We start from the raw sequence: 20,943 nt of genomic DNA, 5'->3' as shown, positions 1-20,943 counted from the left end.
TTGATAAAAAAGGAGCGGGTCTCGTGAGTCCTACAAAAAATAGATTAAATCATTTTCACTTTCTCAGTCTAGCCGGTATCGGCTTCTCGCTTCAGGCTTTTCTTCTGGTTCCTCAAGCCTTGTCGCAGTCCGGCGATTCTGATGTTCGAGCATCGAGCGGATTCGCGCTGGAGGAGGTGACGGTTACCGCGCGACGACGTGAGGAGTCGATGCAGGACATCCCTATTGCTATGAGCGCATACGGTAGAGAAGATATCGATAATATGGTGGTTGGCGACATTAGGGATCTAGCCAAATTCTCTCCCAATGTGCAGCTTGATTCGGCATCCGCCATTGGAGGCAGTGGAAGTTCGTCGACGATATTTATAAGGGGCGTCGGACAAACTGATTTTCTAATTACGACCGATCCAGGCGTTGGTATGTATCTGGACGGTGTGTACATCGCAAGATCCGTCGGCGGTGTATTAGACCTTCTAGACGTAGAACGCGTAGAAGTCCTGAGGGGGCCGCAGGGTACGCTATTTGGAAGGAATACAATTGGCGGAGCCATAAACGTGACCTCTGGCAGGCCAACAGGTGAGCTTGGAGGCTCCGTGAGATTGCGCGGTGGAAACAGAAACCGCCGAGACATCCAAGGTTTTCTCGACATACCCATGATCGATGATGAACTGAATGGGCGAATATCGTTTTCTTCAAAAAATATTGATGGTTATGGAGAGCAAGCTCCAACAAATCGTGAACTCGGCAACGAGGACAAACTCATATTCCGCGGAGCCCTGGACTGGGCGCCATCAGAGGATTTTAATCTCTTTCTGTCTGCGGATTACACAGACGTGGATGAGAGCGGAGCGGCAATCTTTACACCTGAAATCAATGGACAGGCTGATCTCGCGTCTCTCTACAATGCTTTTGTCGCTGCTCCACAAGGGCTTTCTTACGACAGCTCCTGGGTCTCAGAAGATCGATACAGGTCTAATGGAACTGGGCCCGCGGTCAGCCAAGTTGAAGTGCTTGGCATTGCCGCTGTTGCCGAGTGGAATTTATCTGACACAATTTTGTTTAAATCAATAACAGGTTATCGTGAGCTTGACGCGCTTTTTGGAAGAGATGCCGATGGGTCACCCCTTCAGTATGTGGAGACCCTACAAACGCAAGAGCAGGATCAGGTGAGTCAAGAGTTTCAGCTGTCAGGTAGCTCCTTCAACAGTGCACTCGATTGGATGGTGGGGGCGTACTACTTTGATGAAAATGCAATTGACTTCAATGAAGTAAGAATTGCAGTGGGTCTATACGATGCTTTGGAGTCTTTACCGACCTCACTCGATAACTTGGCTGTGGGTAATTTCGGCGCTCCGCCGACGCCGGGAGTGCCAGGCGGCACTGGAAACCCTGTCAATGATGGCCTTGATATCGATATTGACGCTTACAACGAAGTAAATAATGAGAGTTATGCTGTTTTTGGGCAGGCCGATTATCACGTTAACGAAGATGTTTCACTTTCACTGGGGCTCAGATATACCAAGGATGAGAAGGAGTTTATCGTAGAGCACATTAGAAATAATGCAGGGAGTTTTGTCGCTGGTCCTGCTACGGTCGATGAGAGTTGGGATGATGTGAATTATCGCGTTGGCATGCAGTATCGCGTTTCAGATAACGCACTGCTGTACGCGTCAGTGGCAACGGGTTTTAAGAGTGGAGGTTTTAATGGTAGGCCTCTCGATGGGTTTGCAGTGCAGGCTTTTGATCCTGAGGAAGTGACTGCCTACGAATTGGGTTTCAAGAGCGAGCTGTTACAGAACACATTGCGTTTTAATGGAGCAATATATTTCAACGACTACGAAGATATCCAGCTAACTATTCTCACCGCGACACCACAGGGTAATTTTACCTTTATCACTGAGAATGCTGCCGAGGCGGAAATACAGGGGTTCGAACTAGAGGCGACATGGGTGCCAACGCCTTCGCTCCAAGTAAACCTTGCGACTGGTTACACGGATGCTGAGTACAAAGATCTCGATCCGGGCGCGACGATCACCACTGACACCAGCTTTCCCAAAACACCCGAGTGGACCACGGCGTTGGGTGCACAGTATGTGTTTAATCTTGGGGAGCTCGGTAATCTGCGTTTGAGGGTAGATGCGGCCTATCGCGACGACTACTTTAATGATGCCGAAAACGCTCCGGAAATTGCGCAGGAGGCCTTCACTATCTTTGATGCAGTTGCTGCTTTAGAAGACAAAGATGGCAATTGGGTCGTGGGTGTTTATGGGAAGAATCTCACTGATGAGTACTACATTCAGGCCGGTGATTCCGATCTGGGCGCCTTGGGTTACTCGGAGGGTTATCTCGGCCCTAGACGTGAGTATGGTGCCTACGTGGACTATAGCTTTTAGCACGGCCAGGGATGGAGTGATCAGAAATGGAGTTTTCAGGTAGAGTAGTACTAGTTACTGGTAGTGGGCAGGGAATCGGGCGAGCTATCGCGGAGGGATTCGCCCTTAAAGGTGCGCAGGTTTTTACTGTTAGCAGAACGGCTTCTACTGGTGAGGAAACGGTTAGTCTTATAAGGGCCGCTGGTGGAGAAGGTTGTTTCCATCAGGGCGACCTACAGACGCGTGAAGCGGCACAGAAGTGCGTTAAGGCAGCGGTTGATAAATACGGTGGGCTGGATGTGCTTGTTCACAACGCAGGGGTTTTTCCCTTCGTTGGTATTGAAGAGTTGGGAGACGCTGACTTGGAACTCACGCTTTCCGTGAATCTGAAAACGGCCTTTTGGCTTGCACAGGCGGCGATACCTTGGTTACGAAAGTCTGAACATGGCAGACTGTTGTTTACTTCATCTGTCACAGGGCCAAGGGTGGCGATGCCTGGGTTGACCCATTACGCGGCTTCAAAGGCTGGGTTAAACGGTTTTATTCGATCGGCCGCATTAGAATTCGCCAAATATGGCGTGACGGTAAACGGTGTTGAGCCTGGTCTGATACACACCCCCGCAATGGCGAATTTGGGGGATGAGGCGAACAGTGAACGAATGCGTGCCAATATACCTCTTAAACGCCTTGGAGAGCCTCGCGAAATTGCCGCTGCGATGATGTATTTGGCCAGTAGGGACGCTGGTTTCGTTACTGGTCAGACAATAGTGGTAGACGGTGGGGCATTGCTACCAGAAAACCCAGAGGCTTTGCTCTGGTAGGTTCGTTTGGATTCTAAAGCGTGATGTGCTCCAGGACTTCATGTTTACCCAAATACAACTTCGACAGTAAGTCTGTTCTGGATCTCACGCCGACTTTCTCAAAGATTTGCGAGATATGTGTTTTCACGGTGGGTAACGAAATGCCCAGGTGAGCGCTAAGTTTTTTGTTACTGGCACCCTCGCGCAATAGCCGAACGACCTCAATTTGTCGCGGTGAGAGGTTATATTGCCGGACGAGTAAATCGGTTTCACTATCTTTTTTCGGCAGAATATGGCTGTTGAGCGCGTACTGAATATAGTCGTGAACAGATTCGAGACGACAGCGGTCTTCGGAAGAAAAAGGACCGATGTCTTTAGATCTTAGCAACGAAATCCCGGCAACAATCTGGCTGCCGTCTCGCAGGAATACCTCCATCTCGTAGTGAACGCCCTGGGGGATCATGAACTCGCGGAAGTAGGAGTCATCGGATGGATCCCAGTGCCGATGAACATCCTCACCGGTGACGATTAGTTTATCTGTCTGCGCAAAGTTTTTGGGATGGAATGGGTCAATATGCTCGAATTCCTGAGTATATGCCGGGAGTGTTTCTTCCAACATATTGCGAAGCGAATGCCCAAAAGGACCACGTTCATTATTCACAAAATAAAAACAGCTGGCACTGGTGGCAACTAAACGTTCGCACAAACCCAACGTCTTCTGAGTGTATTGCGTCACATAATTGGGCTCGATCATAATTTGACCTATGTGGTTTTTGTGAACTCCTTGAAATGGTTGATAGCACACATCGGACCGATTGTCATTCGGGTTATGAGTAGAGGGACTCGATTGTTACGAAGGGTACGCAGTGTCAATAAAGCTTTTCATTAGCGAGTTGATTTTGGACCCGTTTTTGGGGATTGCAATCTGAATTCAAGATGCTTTGGGGGTTCCAATGGTTTTTGAATTTTTGCCACTTTTGACGCTCGATATCGTGTATATCGATTATAAGAATCACTCGACGTCTAGTCGCATAGGCAGCTAGCTTCCAGCGATACTGAAAGCTAATCAACAATATGGGCACTAAAAGTTGTTATTTGCTAAGGGATAAAATTCAACCTCTCCTATACGCATTCCCTGCAATTTCCCTGTTAAAAAACAGGACTTAAAGAGTACCGAGAAATTTACTTTTTAAAACAGTGGTGTGGGGCGCCGCAGCCAGAAGCGGATGACGTAATGACAACTATTTCCCTGTAGATTTTGCTGGAACAGGTAAAATGCGACCAGAGACCCGTTAGCTATGGACTGCCTGCACCGCCAGCATTAAAAAAGGGTCCCGTTGGGACCCTTTTTTAATGCTTTGCAGAAAGACGGATGAGAACCCTCGGGTTCGACAAAACGCGACTAAAGGAGCGTTTTGGACGGTGGAGCCTGCGACGCCGCCCCCAAGGCTGTTCGAATATATCCCTCGGCTCTCCGGCTCTCCCCACTTAAGGGGGGATGCACCGATATTCACTAAACCCTGTTGATGATGAAGAGCCCGGCTTGCTCAATGGGCGCCGTTGGCTATTGTGTTGACAACCCGGCCCGCGAAACCTTCTTTGGCGTGCTGAAACGGGAGCGCACTCACCACACAAAATATCGGACGTTGGATATCGGTAGAGCCGATATATTTGACTAGATCGAGCGGTTCGATAATCCTCGTATGCGAAGAAGAGTGGCTAGACAAGACCTGAAGTTTTCAGGCGTTTTAAACCCGCCATGGAAATGGGGTAGAACTAGGGCGTCACAATGAATGGTAGGAAGCGGGAGAGCCGATGATGAAGAGCCATAACATCTATTCAGTGCAGCTTGAGCAGAACAGAGCTAACTACGCACCGCTCTCTCCATTGAGCTTCCTCGCCCGCTCTGCTGAGGTCTATCCTGATAAAACGGCGATAGTCCACCAGTGTCCACTTCCCTTAATCCGAGACACCGTTAACTGGAGTTTTCCAGTTTCCTCCGATAAGTACTGGGTATTAACTAGGCGTGACAAGCCCAGTTCTTCACTATCACATCTAAGAAAATCTGGAGTAAATATGGAAGTTGGCCACTTGATCAACGGAGAACTCTGCCGGGAATCTGATCGCAGTGTGGTGGACTTTTTTGAAGTGTCCTTAAAATCGGGGTAGAACCCTCTAATTCTAAGACCGTTTACAGGACTACGTTTAAGCTCGGCAGTTACACAGAAATATTTACAAGGTCTAATGTTGTAGCGCTGCAGACGTGGCTTCGTGTCCGATTATTCGCCATCGGCGCGCGGATCATTGGTGCCAAAATGTCCCATCGCCGAGACCACCTTGCGACTCAGTAATTTGGGGTGGTCCTCAAGCAACCGGGCCCGCGTATTTGCCAACCGCGTCTGTAACGCGTTGTCGCCCATGCGCATTGCGAGATCCGCACCGGCACGCAACTGGTCGGCCTTCAGTTGTAATCCCGCCGTCTCCACATCGAGGTTGGCGAGTTGCAGCAACAGCTCGCGAGCTGTCTGGCGATCACCATCGTCCAGCCGGTAGCCGGCCAGAAGTCGCAGGTAACGGGCGTCTAGCGGATCCCGCTCGAGGGCGGCCTGCATGGCATCAATCGCCTTGGCAAGTCCGCCTCCGAGGATGTCGGGTAGGTCGTAGTAGGTCCTCGCCAACAGCGCGTGCGCCGCGCCGCGCAAGCGCTGTGGATCTTCGCTTACCACCGGTTTCAAAAGCGTGAGTGCGGGTGCCTGCGCGCCGATGAGGAGCGCATCGTAATAGTCGAGCTCGACCCGATTCGGATGGGTTGTTCGGGCTCTTTCTAGCAGCTGTCGCTGTTGAACGCGAGAGCGCTGCAGGGCCTGCATGGGCTCACTGACCAGCTGTTCCGAGGGTACGTCGTCGACGTACCAGACAATAAGGTGACCCAAGTCGTAGAGAATGATTCGATCCAGGTAATAGGCGTAATGTGCATTCGCATTGAGAGCGTTTAGCTGGGCGGCCGGGTCCTCAGCTCGTTCGTCGGCAACCCCGATCAATAGTTCGGCGCCACAGCGCAGGCGATCGATATCCCAGGTCTGTTGCAACAGCTGATTCGCCAGCTGTTCGGATGTATCCGGGTTTTCCTCGTTGACGGCGGCGCAGTCAAATGCACTGTCTGAACCCGCGTCGACAGCTTGGCTACTGACCGGAAACACGAAAAGCGATGCCATTGCTGCCAGCAGGAGCGCTGCGTGCCAGCGAGTGTGCCTGCGCGGTAGGCTCATGGCCAACTCCCGTTCCTGCGGTGGATTGGCGACTGGGCCGCAGAGCGTGCTCGGTTCAATTGCCGACTTCATTCAATATATAGCGGGCGAGATCCAGGCGCAGCTCTTCCGACAGGTAGTTTTGTGGCGGCATGGCGGGAAACCGGTCAGCCGGCCACTTTTTCTCGGGAGCCGCGATCCAGCTAGCCAGGGCCTCCGGTTTGCCCCTGTAAATGCCCTGAATCACCTGCATCGGTGGGCCGATCATAATGTGGCTGTAGGCGTGGCAACCGGAGCACACCGCATGGTAGGTGAGTTGCGCTTTCTGCTTCGGCGACAGGGGTTCGCTTGGGATGGGCTCATCCAGTTGGTAACTGCGCACCTTGGTACTGGTGGGTGTCCCTTCACAGTCCTGCCAATGGTTCACTCCCAGCAAGGTCGCGCCCTGGTCGCCGTCAAAACAATGGTCGTTGCCGCGGGCGAAATTCATGATGTCGGCACCCTCGGGGATCGGCGCTCCGAAAACCTGGAAATCACCGGTTTCGTAGCCGTTGTTGACAAACACATTACCGACGATGCGGGCCTGGTCGGGCTGCGGGTCAATGGCTGCATCCACCGGAAAGGCCGTTCCGGTACTGCCGACGCTGGCAACGCAGACGCCACAGACTCGATTGCCTTTGACAATGTTGCCCTCGATTATGACCCGGTCCGCACCGACGACGGTAATCCCGCGTCCGGATCGATCCCGGGCGCGCTCAAACTGTTGGGCATTATTATTGATGACAAAGTTGTTGCGGACGATGGTGTCAGCGCTGGTCTTTGTTTGCAGACCCGGAATGATTACCACCGGAATGCCGACAGCATTGTCGTGTACGTAGTTAGCCTCAATCAGTATGAAATGCGAGTTTTCGGCCTCGATACCGAGGGCGTTGTCGTACACTTCGTTGGCAATGACATCGACGTTTTCCGACATGCCCACATAAATGCCCGCATCGCTGGTCCGCGAAATGATATTGTTGGCCACGAGTCCGTTTTTGCCGAATTGCGGGAAGATTCCGTAAAGGTGAATGTTGTCGACAATATTGTTGCGGATGACGAAGTTATTTCCACCCTGGGTGGTAATCCCATTACTGCGGTAATTGCGTACGTGGAAGCCTTCGATCACCACGCCGTGGCCGGAGGCAATAATGCCGTCGTGTAATGCCTGTTGTTTTCCGTCGAGGATGGGCCGCTGGCCATTGACAATGATCCCGCGCAGGCGGATATCGTCCTTGTCTATATAGACGGTCTGCTCATAGATTCCCGGCATTACGTGAACGCTATCGCCGGCGACTGCGCGGTTGACAGCCTCCTGGATGCTTTCACCGGTTTGCACGGTGTGGACCGCCGCCTGAACTGTAGCAATCATCGCCAGCCAAAGTGCTGCGGCTGCAGCGGTGGCTCCTAGCGTCTCCCGGACATTCGACATGACTGCCCCCTGATCACAACAGATGAGTTACAACGATCAGCGTAGCACCTGCAGGCCAGATGGTAAAACGTCGGGTTTTTCCGGAAGTGCGGTTGCATCGGTGAGCGTCTTCATGAAGGCAACCAGATCCTCTATTTCATCGGTTCGCAGTCGCGCGTCGACCAGGTGCCAGTGCAGTGTCAGTCGCGGGCCTAGTTCCCCGACGGCATGGCCGGGCAGGGCGCTGTAGAAACCGACGCTCTCAGCCAGTGACTGAAACTGCCCTGCGTGCATATACGGCGCGGTAAGCGCGATATTGCGGAGGCTCGGTACCTTAAAAGCACCGTACAGGCTTGGCTCCTGAAATACCGGCCCGGCACCAGCGTCGAAGGATTGGCCGGGCGGTGGCGGTACTGCGGTCGTGGCGAGCTGGCCACTGGTAAACAATGGTGGAGTGTGACATTGGGAGCAACGGGTCGCGAAGGAGCGAAAAACGTTCAGGCCGTTGGTCTCCTGCGCTGTCAACGCATCCTGGGCACCATGAATATAGCGATCGTAGGCACTGTTGAGCGATACCAAGCTGGTTTCAAATGCAACCAGAGCATCCAGCACATCTCGATACAGCACGCTGTCGCGCGCGTATGCGGTGGCAAACATGTCGCGGTAGGCGGGCAGCGAATTCAGTCTCGCTACCAACGCTTCACTGTCGATTGCCATTTCTTTTGGGTGCGCGAACACCGCCTCGATCTGATCTTCGAGAGAAGTGGCGCGGCCGTCCCAGAAGAAAAGCTCCTGAAACGCCAGGTTCCAGAGTGGGGGGGCGCTGCGGGTAAGCGTGTGACCATCGCGTCGGTCCGGCCCGACGCCATGTCCACCGTTACCCATGCTTTGGGCCCGACCATCAGACATGCCGAATTCGGGGGCATGGCAATGAGCGCAGGACAAGTCCTGATGCTGTGACAACACCGGGTCAAAAAACAGGTAGCGGCCGAGATCAATCTGTTGCGGGGTAAATCCGTCGCGGCGCGGACCGAGAGCGACCCGATAGCCCCCCCACGCTTCTCCGGCCTGGGGATAGAGATCGTACAGCGTGCTCAGCCGGCAGCGTCGGTTGTGGTCGAGCGCGAAATACTTGGGGCAGTCACTGTTGAGGGTGAATTCGGCCGGCGGGATTTCTGACCGCGCCGCGATGGTTTGGAGGCTGCTTGCAAGCAGGCACAAGCACAGAAGCATTGTCCGATGTCGAGTCTGTGTTTTCATCACCCCCTATCCTACGGCAGGCGGGTCGTCGACATTAGAGACCTTGCAACCCTGATCCAATACTAGGCTCACCGCTTCGCGTTTGAATTCAGGGGTAAATGATCTTCTCGTTTTCATTTGATCACTCCTCAATCGGTGGCAGATTACTGGAATGAGCATCTTTTAGTCGATCCAATTTTCTATACGCAATCCTGGTACACGTTCAAACTCGCGCTCATTGTTGGTTACGACGGAATTCCGCCCGCGAGAGCTGAAAAACAACTTAACTTACTGTCCGACATCTGTTGACCACTACAGACAGTCTCAGCTGCCGGATCACCAGCCCACCGCCGAACCATCCTTGCGGTGGTCCGACCCGACCCGGTACACACCGTTTACCGGGGCATCCTGCTCAATGCTCTGCGCGCCGTAAACAGGGGCCTCAAGACCGGGTTCGGGGGTAAACAGAATCCCCTGGTAACCACCTACGGCGCCACCGTTAACTGCTTTGACATCATGCCCGCGAGCGCGCAGCGCTGTACCGACGAGGGCCTCAAGCTGTTGCTCCATGGCAAGCACGTTCGAGCGCTGATTGTGGGTAAAACGTGCGGCGTCCGTCGTCATCTGCACGTTCATACCGTGGTCGATCATATTGACCATGTGCTGCGCGTGGGTCTCCGGCTGCACGCGCCCACCCATGTTGCCAAAGGTCATCAGGGGCGCACCGCCCTGCATAACAAAGCCCGCGATAATTGAGTGGAACGGGCGCTTTCTTGGCTCTACTACATTGGGATGATCGGCATCGAGGCTGAAAGGATTGCCACGGTTATGCAGGATCATGCCATAGGGTGGGATCGTGACAGCCGAGCCGTAAACATCGTAAACACTGTGTACGAGGCTGACCATATTGCCCCAGCGATCGGCCGCAGTAAGGTAAACAGTCCCACCCTTGAGACCGCCTTCCACCGACGGTTCCGATGCGGCATTCATATCGATCCGATCACACAGGGACGCGGCGTAGGACTTTGACAGCAACTCTTCGATAGGTACATCTACAAACTTCGGATCGGCGTTGTAGGCATAGAGATCCGAGTAGGCGAGCTTTTTGGCTTCCACCATGAAATGCCAGTAATCCGGGTGCGCGGGACCCAACGCAGCCAAGTCGACCTTGTGCTGCGGCGCGCACACCTCAAGAATGTTGAGCATCTCCAGGGCCGCAAAACCCTGCCCCGGTGGCGGCAGCTGAAAAATATCGTAGCCGTGATAGGAACTGCTGACCGGCTCGATCCATTCGGACGTGTACTCGGCCAGATCGGCGTGTGTCATGACACCGCCACCCGCCTGCACTTTCGCCACAATGGCGTCGGCGATCGGACCCTTATAGAACGCATCGCGGCCATCGCGCTGAATCAGGCGCAGAGCGTCTGCAAGGTCCGGGTTGCGGATGATGCTGTACAGCGGTGGTACCGCCCCATCGACCAGAAAGGTCGCCGCGGAATCAGGGTCGTCGCGCAGCCTGTCCTGTACTCGTGACAAATCGGCGTGGCGACGCTCGGCCTGTCCCCAGCCCTCCTCGGCGAGGCGCGCCGCTCGCTCAAAGGTCTCCGCAAATCCCAGGGTTCCAAAGCGAGTCAGGAGTGCGTCGTAACCCGAGATAGCACCCGGAACGGTGGCCGCATTGACGCCGAAGTCCGGCATCTCCGTAACTCCCAGCTCCTCCGTAAAGAACTCTCTCGTCCAGGCCTCGGGTGCCCAGCCCGCGGAATTCAAAGCGTAGAGCTTTTGATCTGCAGCACTCCACACCAGGGCAAACAGGTCGCCTCCTATGCCCGTATCATTCTGCGATGTGACATCGAGGACTGCTGCGGCGGCCACGATGGCATCGATGGCGTTGCCGCCCTTGCGCAATATCTCGAGACCGGCCTCGGACGCCAGGGGGTCACTGGTCGCCACGACGCCGTGGCGTGCGAGCACCTCGGAGCGCCCCTGGGCCAGCCAGCCCTGCGCCCGGGAACCCGCAGCCGCGACGATGCGCGCGGAGGGTTGGGGATTGGTGGCGGTGGGCACGCCAAATGCGTTGTCGGATTGCGCGTGAACGATGGAGGCGAGGCTTGTTCCCAGTACGATAGCCGCGAGGACTCGTGTCATATCTCTATCCCTGAAAATGTGATCGACATTTCCTGCATCCTAACACCCGCCCAGCCACTACCGTATTGCCTGGGAGGGTATCGCCAAGTTAAGCGTGTCTAAGCAGAGCGACTGAACGTCTAAGCAGAGCGACTGAACTCAGTCGTAAACCACGGCCTCGATAATCGCGAGGTGATCATCGACCCCCCGACGAAAAGCAGTCTCGCTGATCCTTTCGTCGTTTCCGCGAATTCTTCCCATCTCTTCTTCGGGTATTACCGCGGGTGTAAAACCATAGCTGGCGATACCGGCATCGCGGGTGAAGTGACTATCGGTAAAACCTGCTGACACCGAGGGCATAACTCGCGATCTCGGATGGCGCTCCGCCGTGATATCGGTAATGGCAGAGTAAAGGCGCGAGTCTGTGTCGGTAATCGCCGGCGAAAACGCCATAAGCACTTCCACTTCGACCCCGCTGGGCGCCACCAGCTCACGCACTTCTTCTACAAAATCATCCACAGGTTCATCGGGCAGAATGCGGCAATCGAGCTCACCCCAGGACTCCGGGGGAACAACGTTGATCTTGTTCGACGCCGACATCCGCGTAATAGAGCAGGTATCCCGCGTAAGCGCATGCATGAGTGGCGAAAAGCCCTGCAGGCGACTGAGAAAATCCGGCGCCTCAATCGCCTCGGTCATATTTTCAAACGCGGGCACCCAATCGGGCTCTGCACTCTGAGCGATGCTGCGGAACATCGCATCCACGGGGGGAATGATCCGGGCGGGGAAGGGGTTGGTGCGCACCAGCTCCAGCGCCTGAACCACGCGGGTTACAGAGGAAGTGGGATAAGGCATGGAGCCGTGTCCCGGCTTGTCGATCGCCGTAAGCCTCAACCATACGGGCACTTTCTGAGTCAGCTCCACCGAGAATGTCGTTTCGCCCTTGGCGGTCAGGCGGCCGCTGCCACCCTCGTTGAGGAGCAGTCCTGCGCCGTCAAAAATTTCCGGATGATTTTTGAGGAGCCAGCCCGCGCCATAAAGCCCCCCACCGCCTCTTCATCAGCGGTCGCCACGAATACCACGTCTCGATTCAACGGCTTGCCCGCGCGATGGAGACTCAGAAAAGTGGCCAGCTGGGTGATGCCTGTTCCCTTCATATCGATAGCACCGCGACCCCAGATATAGCCGTCGCGAATTTCCCCCGACAGGGGATCGATAGTCCAGTATTTGGGATCTGCGGGGACCACATCCGTATGCTGCAAAAGAATCAACGCGGGCTCGTCGCCCCCCTCGATGCGCGCCCAGATGTTTCCTCGCCCGGGGGCACTCTCGGCGGAACTCCAGGCAATGCCTTCAGCGTCCAGAATCTCAGAATAAAAACCAACCGCGCGGGACTCGTTGCCTGGCGGGTTAACGGTATCGATTTTTAAAAAAGCCTGGAGCCAGTCCACCGCCTCATCATCCAGGGTTTGGGCCGACGTCGGCAAAACAAAGGCGCACAGTGCCGCCATCAGTCCGACCTTCAGCGGCCGCATCCACGCTGCCAAAGCAACCCCCGTCACCCTCGATTCGCACGCTTTACTCAACTGGATTTCTCCCTATTACGGATCCATTGCGCCGCCTGCTGTTGTCAGTGCGGCGAGGCTGGTTCCTTCGATTGCTTTTTGAATATGCCCGATATTTTTCAGACTCGAAAGTAGCCTATTGCCGGCGATTTGGCGAACGCTCATCGATAGCGCAGCTGCCAGTTTCCCCCGTGCTCCCGCTCGCAGGCCTCTTCGGTATCGCAGCGAATTTGCGACGAATTGGCATTGAGAGTTACACCGATAGTGCGCAGCTCCGCACTCACCAGCGCCGACAAATGTTTATCCACCTTTGAGGCGCGAGCCCTGTGCAGCTGCTCATCCTCTTTGAAAACACTGACGACCACCAGGGATTCAGGAAAATGCTCGTAATCAACGAAATGCGTTATCCAGGCGAAGTCCGGGATGGACTCCAGGGCTTCATTACAGACGCGGGTGAGGGCCGAGACAATATCTCTTTCCCGTTTCTTATCAGTTTTTCTCAAGCGGGCTACCTACGATAAAGCGGTGGAATCTACGGCAAGCCTACACCAGTGCCCCGAACACAATCTCAAAACCACCGTCGTGCATCGCCCCGGTTTTCCAGCAGGCCGTTTTGTCGTTGTTGTAGAGACATCCTCTTAAGATTAAGAAAAGAGGTCTCCTGAAAACCCGGGGCGATTCAGCGTCTCACTAATGGGGGAGTGGACCATTCATCCATTTCCATTTCGCCCAGTGTTCGATTATTCCCACGAAGGATAACCAGCAAAGTGCAGCCATCAGGTGATCTCGACGTGTGTTTTGATCCCTGCAGGAACCGCACGTAATCTCCGGCACGGTAGGTACTGTCGTCACAGTCGATCAGTTCTCCTTCCATCACCAAAAACTCTTCGAATCCAACGTGCTCATGCGGTTTCGACTCTGCCCCCGGATCCATGCGCAGTATGAAACACTCGAATTCACCGTTATGTAACTCTCCGCTCAGCGGCATCCATGACATGCCAGGAATAGGGTCGCCGTAGCGGTTGTAGGGTTCGAGTTTGTCTTTGCGGATGCTGACAACCTGGCGCAGTTTTGGATCTAGCATGGCTTGGCGTTGGCTCCAGTTGGACGTTTCAATTGATGACAGTAATGGAGATCTTGCAGTAATTCAGCATTGGCTTCACGCAGGTATCGTTTTCGTCATACATGGTCTGGTCGCCATATTAGGTAAATTGTATCGGCTCTTTGTCAGTAGCGAAAATCAGGCTGCTTTTACCTGCAAAGTCCAGGGCATTCGCCGCCACACCAGCCACGCGAGCAGGAAGTTTGATTGCAGCATCAGAGCGAGCACCCACTCGAACGCGTCCTCAACGGTGTCGTACCAAGCCTCATTCCACAGCTCGAGTACCACCGTCAGCAACCCGGTTGCCAGCAGGGCAATGCAAACAAGCCACATGCTGCGCAGCAATCCGGAAACTCGGGGTAGCGTCAACTGACGCAGCTGGGCCACCCAGAGCAGTTGTGCAAGGTAGGTCATCGAGAAAAAGAGCACCACACCGATACGGCGTTGGCGTCGCCATACATCACCCACTTCGCCGAGAACGGTAACGTAGAGAATAAGACCCATACATGCCAGCAGGCCCAGCACCAACATCCAGCGTTGGCGACCGGTCACGGGCAACCCTGCGGCGTCCTGAAGGTTTCGAATCCAGGTGGCACTGAGCCACCAAAATCCCATCATGATCACAGCAACCGGCAGCATCGTCGCTCGAAACACATAGCTGGCCGGCGGTTGTCGTCCGGTGGCACTTATCGAGGTGCAGCTGTCAACATAGGGGAAACACCAGTCAACGTGGCCATAGCTTGCAGACAGCAGGTAGGTCACCTGAATGGTAATGAACGGTACGACAGCGGAGAGTAGCGCCAAAATCCTCGGGTCCATCAGATCCTCCTGTTCAGTGAGTGAAGCCTGGGGCCGGTTTGGCAGATCGCTTTGCCCAGCCGTAACCCGCTATGTTGCCGGTGCATACACGTTAACCACCCATAATTGATAGCGTCGGTGGATGAACTTACATAGATGAACCTATAGTGATGAGGCCATATAAATGACTTTGATTTTCCCCAGAGACCATCTCCAATGCAGTACTCATAAAGCGGGGTAGGCTCTCTGTCTGTGCTGCCAATTCAATCGCAGTCGCCGTGATATCGAGGATCTACCCGCTGAACTCGATATTATTGTCACCCGGAAGTCGATCCGCCTGTATGGCCTCAAATTCGGCGCCAGATAGGTCTTGAGACCCAAGCGAACGCATCGTGACCATGGCGATACTTTCTACATTGATCACGTATTCGTGAAGATAAAAGTTAAACAACACTACCTTTGACGTGTATTAAACTAAGAGGGACTGCCCCGCGAAGCGCTCTGGGTACGGCGGGGTGATGGATGCGTTTCCTCGGGAAAAACGTGAGGGCATTGCCGCCAGGTGTGTCGTGAACCTCTTTGTTGCCGCCTACTACTTATTCAATCGTGTCCGAATTTCCTTCGCGGACAAACAGTATGACTTGCGAGGGATATTGCACGGAATGATGCACGGTATTGCGGGCAACGACGCTTTCCGTCTCATCGTAGTTGTTGCCGCCGGTGTTCAGATTACGCATGTACTGGGGGAATTTGCTGGACGACACCTCGACCCGAATCCGATGACCGGCCTTGAATTCGTAGCTGGTCGACATCGGCGTCGGATTGAGCTCATAGACCTGGCCGTCCTCCATGAATACTTCCTGCTCGTAACCGTCGCGATAACGTGCTCGCAGGATCGTGTCATCCACGTTCCAGGCAGTACCATCCGGATGAACGTCAACAAGCTTCACAGTAAAATCGGTGTCGCGGGCGTCAGACGATACAAAGAGCTTCGTGCGAACAGAGCCCGTGACCTCGAGGTCAGATTCGAGCGGTGGGGACGTATACACGAGCACGTCAGCGCGCGCCTCGATACCACGCTGGTCGAAGCTGCCCCCCAGGGCCGCTCCCCGGTTACAGCACACGCCACCACCCAGCGCGGGCACCGGATTCATCGGGTCATAGGTATACGTATCGGCACCGGCGTCCATCGGCGGCTCGGCAGACAGGATGCCATCACCGAACACGCTGTTCGCGCCGCCATCGCTCGTCAGGTACATCGTGACCGGTTCGGCGTCGGCCGGCGGCCAGGCATCAGCAGACTGCCACTCATTGCGGCCCATCGTGTAGAACTGCACGCGCGGCGTTTTTTCGTAGAAGCCATTGTCCTCGTCCTTCAGATAGTAGTCGAAGAAGGAGAAAATTGATTCCCAGTAGTCGTGGTAGGCATTGCCGACGTTCAGGTCGCCCGCGATGTAATCCTCATACTCTGGCGTGCGATAGAAACCGCAGTGCAGCGTCGGCGCGACCATCATGTACTGACCATCCCGGACGGCGGGTTCGGTAGCGTTCTCGCGAACATGCTGGTAGAGCGCAAGATTCGGCCCCTGGCTGACGTCGAACCAGCTGTTGAACCAGAAAGCCGGCACGCTGAAGTCCTCGTTGTCGTGATAAAGACCACCGCTATACCAGGCCGGATCGTTAGGCTTACGAACCATCAGCTCGGCGCCGGGCCCTTCGTTGGCGCCGGCCTCCTTCAGCCAGTCGATTGCGGGCAGCTTTTGCATGTGTTTCGCCCAGTCCATCTCCGGCATCTCAGCCGCCAGGTCATAGCTCTTTCTCAACCGCTGGCGCTGCGCCTGGGTCAGGTCTTTCGGAAACTGCGGACGCGTATTCTGCTGAACACCATAGAGCCATACCGTAAACAGCGTCTGGTGGACCCCGCCTTTGTACCAGTTGCCTTGCTCATAGAACTCGCCAACCCGGCCAATACCGGCACCCGACGCCATCGGTGCCATCGCCGCATGCGCCGGGTGATCCTGCGCCGCCAGCGCCAACTGCCATTCGGCCGTCGACGAGCAGCCCCAGGTGCCGACCTTGCCATTCGACCAGGGTTGCTCCGCGAGCCAGGTCAACGAGTCGTAGCCGTCGGTCTGTGGCCGGCCGAGAATCTCCCAGTCGCCTTCGGAGTAGTAACGGCCGCGTTCGTTCTGCACCACCAGCGCGTAGCCACGTTCGATCGCCTCGACACCGGCCATTAGCGAGGCGCCGGCGATCTTGTTGAAGTTGTACGGCGTCTTGACGAAGACGACCGGGAACGGTCCATCACCCTTGGGCAGATAGACGTCGGTGGCCAACCTGACGCCGTCGCGCATCGGCACCATGATCATCGTATCCGACTCGGCGAGGGCATTAAATTTGGCGCGGTTCGGGTCGCTTTTCTCCTGCGCCGCGAGGGGCGCGGCGAGCAGGGAAAACAGCAGAGCGGCGCAGGCAGTGGCACCCGGGGTGTGATTCATGGTGTCTCCTGAAACAATTCTTGTACTTTTATAACGATCGTAATTGTATCGTAGTAAGCAGCCAGGGCCAGCCCATGGCACTGTCGGTAATCTATTCAATCTTGGTCGCCCCACAGGGTAGGAGCTCGACACTTTTCGTGAATTCAGGATGAATGCGTTTGCAGAATGGAGTAGGGGCGGCTGCCTGAAACAGGTAGATCGACATTATCAAGATTCTGACTTTTAACTGGTCAGCACCAGCTTGAGTGTTTTCTTTACGGGAGGAAGCCTATGATCGAAGGCGACACACAGTGGCTACTCCTCTGCCTCGCCGGTTTTTGCGTGGGTTTGGCAAAATCCGGCTTCTCCGGGTTTGCCCTGATTTCTGTGTTTTTGATGGCGGAAATGTTCGGCAAGCAATCGGTGGGGATACTGCTGCCCATGCTGATTATCGCGGATTTCGTGGTTTATCCCCTGTACCGAAGACACGGCTCCTGGCGAGCGGTTTGGCATCTGTTACCCATTGCGGTGGTTGGGGTGGCGGTGGGGTTTGTCCTGCTGGAGGCGATGCCCGAGGCCTGGGCCAAGCCCGTGATCGGCAGCCTGATATTAATCATGGTGCTGCTGCAGCTTGTGCGCCAATTTGACCCGGACGTTGTTCACAGACTGGCGCACTCAAAGGGATTTGGGCTACTGGCCGGCGGCTTTGCCGGTGTTGCGACCACCATCGCTAACGCCGCGGGTCCGGTGTTTCAGTTGTACTTTTTGGCGCGACAGTTACCCAAAATGGAGCTCATTGGCGTGGGTGCGCGTTTTTTCCTGGTCATTAACCTGATTAAGCTGCCTTTTATGGGTGGCCTCGCCTACACCACTACCGAGACACTGTGGCTGAATGCCAAGCTGACACCGTTTATCTTGCTCGGCATTATCGTCGGTCGCTACGCGTTGCGCTGGGTTTCGCAACAGGTGTTTGAGTGGATGATTGTGCTGTTTGCGATCTTCTCGGCACTGAAACTATTGATGGCCTGAGTCACGCCTCGACGTTGCCTGGAGAAGACTACCAGGTCCGACTACCTATTTTCGCCGGGATCTTTATCCTGAGTACCTTATTGATCGAAACATTGCGCTGTGACGCCTGCTGCGGCTACATTTGTTCGGGTGTGAACATATTTAATAAGAGTCCGTGTCCATGAATGCCATTAACAAGCAATCCCCCGCCAACGGTCCCAGCTACCAGGAGTACCTCGATCGGGAGACGGTGCCGGTGCCCGAGCATCTGCGTGTCACCGACAGCCCCGATCTGGGGTCCATGCGGTTAGACCCGACCCGCTACACCTCCCGCGACATGCACGATTTGGAGGTGCAATACGTCTGGAGCAAAACCTGGCAGTTCGCCTGCCGCGAAGAAGACATTCCCGACGTCGGCGACTACACGCTGTACGAGGTGGCGGACCTGTCGCTGATCGTTGTGCGCACCAGCGATACTGGGATAAAGGCCTTTTTCAATTCATGCCTGCACCGGGGCCGCAAGCTGGTGACGGAAGATGGCTGTAGCAACAAATTCCGCTGCCCGTATCACGCCTGGACATGGAACACCGATGGCAGCATCGCCTTTGTGCCCTGTAAAAATGATTTCGAGTATGCCGGTGAAGACGCATTCCAGCTACCCGAGGCGCTGGTGGATACCTGGCAGGGCTTCGTCTTCGTCAATCCCGATGCGAAGGCCATGCCGCTGTTGGAGTACCTTGAAGTCCTGCCCGAGCATTTCAAGGACTACGAACTCGGTGACTGCTATAAGGTGTTGCACGTAGAAAAGGTGGTGGAGTGTAACTGGAAAGCCGCCCAGGAAGCCTTTATGGAGTCCTACCATGTGATCGCTACCCACCCCAATATTTTGAAGTTCATGGGCGACTGCAACGCGCAATACGACATTCTCGGTGACCACACCAGTCGCGCCATTACCGCCAACGCCGTACACAGTCCCCATATCAAGCCCCTGTCGGAACAGGAGGTCATGGAAGAGACGCTAAGGGGTAGTGGTCGCGTGTTGTTTGATGGCGAACTGAAAGTGCCCGAGGGCATGACGGCGCGGGCATTCCTGGCAGCGATGAATCGGGAGCAGTTCAGCAAGGACTACGACCGGGATTTTTCTGAAGTCACCGATGCGGAATTGCTCGACGCCATGCTGTATCTGGCATTTCCCAATACCCAAATCTGGGGCGGTTTCCTGGGTAATATCGTCTATCGCAGTCGCCCCCATGGGCATGACCCCGATAAATGTATCTTCGACATTATGGTTCTTCAGCGGTTACCCAAGGGGGCAGAAAAACCTCGGGGGGTGAAGCCTACGCGGCTGAATGTCGATCAGAGCTTCGCGGATGCCGAAGAGCTGGGTGTGCTCGCTGGCGTATTCGATGAAGACATGAACAACCTGCCCCATATGCAGCAGGGTATGAAGATCGCGGCGATGAATGGCCGCGACGGCCTAATCCTCGGTGATTATCAGGAGTCGCGGATCAAGCACCTGCACAACATGATCGACAAATACATTGATGCGGGCGGGCAAAGCTAGCCTGGCTGTCGGACTACCGTGTCCCTGCTATTTTACGAGAGTGATCCAGCCATAGGGATCATCGACCTCTCCATATTGGATATTGGTAATTTCGCGGTGTATTAAACGGGTTACGCGCCCTGGCATGTTGTTATTCACCGTGTGTGCCTCACCCTTGTAGGTCAGCGTTCCCACGGGGGATACCACCGCTGCGGTTCCACAGCCAAAGACCTCGGTAATGCGGCCACTATCGATATCGTCGAGCACCTCGGTAATCGCCAGGCGCGATTCTTCGATATACAAACCGAGGTGCGGGGCGAGCTTGAGAATAGAGTCTCTGGTGATGCCTTCCAGAATGCTGCCGCTAAGGGCGGGGGTTACGATTTTTTCATTGTCATAGACGAAGCAGATATTCATTGCGCCCACTTCTTCGATGTACTTGCCTTCAATGGCATCCAGCCACAACACCTGGTCAAAGCCGTTACGGGAAGCGGCCTCGCTAACCTGAAGGCTGGCCGCATAATTACCCCCCGTCTTTGCCTCGCCGACTCCACCTTTGACCGCCCTCCGGTGATGGTCTGAAACCAGAACGGACAGGGGCGAATGTCCGTCACCAAAGTAGGCGGCAACCGGGCTGCTGATTATAAAATGCTTGTACTGGGTGCTCGCGGCGAGGCCCAGTCGGGGGCTGGTGGCAATCATCGCCGGGCGCAGGTAAAGGGAACTACCGGGTTCGCTGGGAACCCAGTCTTTGTCGAGTGCGACAAGTTCACAGAGCGCCTGAAGGTGGAAGTTTTCATCGACTTCAGGCATCGCCATACGAGCGGCGGACCGGTTGAAGCGACGGCAGTTTTCGATGGCGCGGAAAAGACACACTTCGCCGTCGGCTCTTCGGTAGGCTTTCAGCCCCTCAAAAATTTCCTGCCCGTAATGCAGTACGGAGGCAGCAGGGTGCAGGCGAATCCCATTTAATGGATGGATGCCGGCCTCGGACCAGCCCTGGTCGCCGTCAAAGTCCTGGCTGAACATGTGGTCACCGAAGGTGGTGCCGAAAGCGCCGGCCTTGCCGCGGTGCCCAATGCTGTTGTCATTCGATCTGTGAATAGGAATTGATTGAGCTTGATTCATCTACTGGCGACTCCACTGAGAGTTGATAGCCGACCCCACTGCTGTGGTTGAGGTTCTGTCGAGTTACTTGGTACACGAGGGCTTGTTGA

General features: G+C 55.0%; 17 protein-coding genes and 1 pseudogene. 5 read left to right on the top strand and 13 right to left on the bottom strand.

What is annotated here, in order from left to right; all coding sequences use genetic code 11:
• Positions 1-23 precede the first annotated feature (23 nt).
• Together NOR51B_RS00175 and NOR51B_RS00170 are read left to right on the top strand one after the other, a co-directional pair.
• On the top strand, positions 24-2,393 hold the full coding sequence (locus NOR51B_RS00175) for a TonB-dependent receptor (RefSeq protein WP_009019323.1): 2,370 nt from the start codon (positions 24-26) through the stop codon (positions 2,391-2,393).
• Positions 2,394-2,419: 26 nt separating this feature from the next.
• A complete protein-coding gene (locus NOR51B_RS00170) occupies positions 2,420-3,193 on the top strand; it encodes an SDR family oxidoreductase (protein WP_040481421.1) in 774 nt (257 codons plus the stop codon).
• A 13-nt stretch (positions 3,194-3,206) separates the two neighbouring features.
• Here NOR51B_RS00170 and NOR51B_RS00165 read toward each other — a convergent pair whose 3' ends face one another.
• Positions 3,207-3,926 carry a response regulator transcription factor gene (locus NOR51B_RS00165; RefSeq protein WP_009020045.1) on the bottom strand — a complete coding sequence of 240 codons (720 nt, stop codon included), beginning with the start codon at positions 3,924-3,926 and terminating at the stop codon, positions 3,207-3,209.
• Between the two features lie 790 nt (positions 3,927-4,716).
• On the opposite strand from NOR51B_RS00165, the pseudogene NOR51B_RS15585 reads away from it, so the two are divergent.
• Positions 4,717-4,965 (top strand): annotated as a pseudogene (locus NOR51B_RS15585) (IS3 family transposase); the annotation flags it as partial.
• A 486-nt stretch (positions 4,966-5,451) separates the two neighbouring features.
• Here NOR51B_RS15585 and NOR51B_RS00160 read toward each other — a convergent pair.
• The 11 genes from NOR51B_RS00160 to NOR51B_RS00120 all read right to left on the bottom strand — a co-directional run bounded on the left by NOR51B_RS00160 (position 5,452) and on the right by NOR51B_RS00120 (position 17,196).
• Positions 5,452-6,441, bottom strand: a complete 990-nt coding sequence (locus NOR51B_RS00160) for a tetratricopeptide repeat protein (RefSeq protein WP_154647561.1) — start codon at positions 6,439-6,441, stop codon at positions 5,452-5,454.
• Between the two features lie 55 nt (positions 6,442-6,496).
• Positions 6,497-7,888: a NosD domain-containing protein gene (locus NOR51B_RS00155; protein ID WP_009020632.1), complete on the bottom strand. Its 1,392-nt coding sequence runs from the start codon at positions 7,886-7,888 to the stop codon at positions 6,497-6,499.
• 36 nt (positions 7,889-7,924) lie between these two features.
• On the bottom strand, positions 7,925-9,127 hold the full coding sequence (locus tag NOR51B_RS00150) for a cytochrome-c peroxidase (protein WP_009020348.1): 1,203 nt from the start codon (positions 9,125-9,127) through the stop codon (positions 7,925-7,927).
• A 6-nt stretch (positions 9,128-9,133) separates the two neighbouring features.
• Entirely contained in the window at positions 9,134-9,244 is a 111-nt protein-coding gene (locus tag NOR51B_RS15870) for a transposase (RefSeq protein ID WP_195891453.1), read from the bottom strand.
• Positions 9,245-9,442: 198 nt separating this feature from the next.
• Entirely contained in the window at positions 9,443-11,254 is a 1,812-nt protein-coding gene (gene ggt / locus NOR51B_RS00145; RefSeq protein ID WP_009019489.1) for a gamma-glutamyltransferase, read from the bottom strand.
• Positions 11,255-11,392: 138 nt separating this feature from the next.
• Positions 11,393-12,157: a peptidase dimerization domain-containing protein gene (locus NOR51B_RS15580; protein WP_009019392.1), complete on the bottom strand. Its 765-nt coding sequence runs from the start codon at positions 12,155-12,157 to the stop codon at positions 11,393-11,395.
• A gap of 26 nt (positions 12,158-12,183) precedes the next feature.
• Entirely contained in the window at positions 12,184-12,819 is a 636-nt protein-coding gene (locus tag NOR51B_RS15575; protein ID WP_230198365.1) for a M20/M25/M40 family metallo-hydrolase, read from the bottom strand.
• A 140-nt stretch (positions 12,820-12,959) separates the two neighbouring features.
• On the bottom strand, positions 12,960-13,301 hold the full coding sequence (locus NOR51B_RS00135) for a hypothetical protein (protein ID WP_009019694.1): 342 nt from the start codon (positions 13,299-13,301) through the stop codon (positions 12,960-12,962).
• Between the two features lie 176 nt (positions 13,302-13,477).
• Positions 13,478-13,882, bottom strand: coding sequence for a cupin domain-containing protein (locus tag NOR51B_RS14725; protein WP_009019861.1), 405 nt, complete (start codon positions 13,880-13,882; stop codon positions 13,478-13,480).
• 156 nt (positions 13,883-14,038) lie between these two features.
• Entirely contained in the window at positions 14,039-14,719 is a 681-nt protein-coding gene (locus tag NOR51B_RS00125) for a Frag1/DRAM/Sfk1 family protein (RefSeq protein WP_009020565.1), read from the bottom strand.
• A gap of 575 nt (positions 14,720-15,294) precedes the next feature.
• Entirely contained in the window at positions 15,295-17,196 is a 1,902-nt protein-coding gene (locus NOR51B_RS00120) for a CocE/NonD family hydrolase (RefSeq protein ID WP_009020616.1), read from the bottom strand.
• 270 nt (positions 17,197-17,466) lie between these two features.
• On the opposite strand from NOR51B_RS00120, the gene NOR51B_RS00115 reads away from it, so the two are divergent.
• Positions 17,467-18,204 carry a sulfite exporter TauE/SafE family protein gene (locus tag NOR51B_RS00115; protein ID WP_009019086.1) on the top strand — a complete coding sequence of 246 codons (738 nt, stop codon included), beginning with the start codon at positions 17,467-17,469 and terminating at the stop codon, positions 18,202-18,204.
• Between the two features lie 160 nt (positions 18,205-18,364).
• Positions 18,365-19,747, top strand: a complete 1,383-nt coding sequence (locus NOR51B_RS00110; RefSeq protein ID WP_009021234.1) for an aromatic ring-hydroxylating oxygenase subunit alpha — start codon at positions 18,365-18,367, stop codon at positions 19,745-19,747.
• Positions 19,748-19,774: 27 nt separating this feature from the next.
• Here NOR51B_RS00110 and NOR51B_RS00105 read toward each other — a convergent pair whose 3' ends face one another.
• A complete protein-coding gene (locus NOR51B_RS00105) occupies positions 19,775-20,854 on the bottom strand; it encodes a branched-chain amino acid aminotransferase (RefSeq protein ID WP_009021253.1) in 1,080 nt (359 codons plus the stop codon).
• Positions 20,855-20,943: the final 89 nt, after the last annotated feature.

It is taken from the genome of Luminiphilus syltensis NOR5-1B, assembly GCF_000158175.1.
In the GTDB taxonomy this organism is placed as follows: Bacteria; Pseudomonadota; Gammaproteobacteria; order Pseudomonadales; family Halieaceae; genus Luminiphilus; species Luminiphilus syltensis.
Note: the sequence above shows the minus strand (reverse complement) of the source record. Positions and strands in the feature narration are given on the sequence as shown.

What these genes read in the sequence shown, in the direction of transcription:
- NOR51B_RS00170 (WP_040481421.1), top strand. Translation starts at nt 2,420, where the DNA reads ATGGAGTTTTCAGGTAGAGTAGTACTAGTTACTGGTAGTGGGCAGGGA.
- NOR51B_RS00165 (WP_009020045.1), bottom strand. Translation starts at nt 3,926, where the DNA reads ATGATCGAGCCCAATTATGTGACGCAATACACTCAGAAGACGTTGGGT.
- NOR51B_RS00160 (WP_154647561.1), bottom strand. Translation starts at nt 6,441, where the DNA reads ATGAGCCTACCGCGCAGGCACACTCGCTGGCACGCAGCGCTCCTGCTG.
- NOR51B_RS00155 (WP_009020632.1), bottom strand. Translation starts at nt 7,888, where the DNA reads ATGTCGAATGTCCGGGAGACGCTAGGAGCCACCGCTGCAGCCGCAGCA.
- NOR51B_RS00150 (WP_009020348.1), bottom strand. Translation starts at nt 9,127, where the DNA reads ATGAAAACACAGACTCGACATCGGACAATGCTTCTGTGCTTGTGCCTG.
- NOR51B_RS15870 (WP_195891453.1), bottom strand. Translation starts at nt 9,244, where the DNA reads ATGAAAACGAGAAGATCATTTACCCCTGAATTCAAACGCGAAGCGGTG.
- ggt (WP_009019489.1), bottom strand. Translation starts at nt 11,254, where the DNA reads ATGACACGAGTCCTCGCGGCTATCGTACTGGGAACAAGCCTCGCCTCC.
- NOR51B_RS14725 (WP_009019861.1), bottom strand. Translation starts at nt 13,882, where the DNA reads ATGCTAGATCCAAAACTGCGCCAGGTTGTCAGCATCCGCAAAGACAAA.
- NOR51B_RS00125 (WP_009020565.1), bottom strand. Translation starts at nt 14,719, where the DNA reads ATGGACCCGAGGATTTTGGCGCTACTCTCCGCTGTCGTACCGTTCATT.
- NOR51B_RS00120 (WP_009020616.1), bottom strand. Translation starts at nt 17,196, where the DNA reads ATGAATCACACCCCGGGTGCCACTGCCTGCGCCGCTCTGCTGTTTTCC.
- NOR51B_RS00115 (WP_009019086.1), top strand. Translation starts at nt 17,467, where the DNA reads ATGATCGAAGGCGACACACAGTGGCTACTCCTCTGCCTCGCCGGTTTT.
- NOR51B_RS00110 (WP_009021234.1), top strand. Translation starts at nt 18,365, where the DNA reads ATGAATGCCATTAACAAGCAATCCCCCGCCAACGGTCCCAGCTACCAG.
- NOR51B_RS00105 (WP_009021253.1), bottom strand. Translation starts at nt 20,854, where the DNA reads ATGAATCAAGCTCAATCAATTCCTATTCACAGATCGAATGACAACAGC.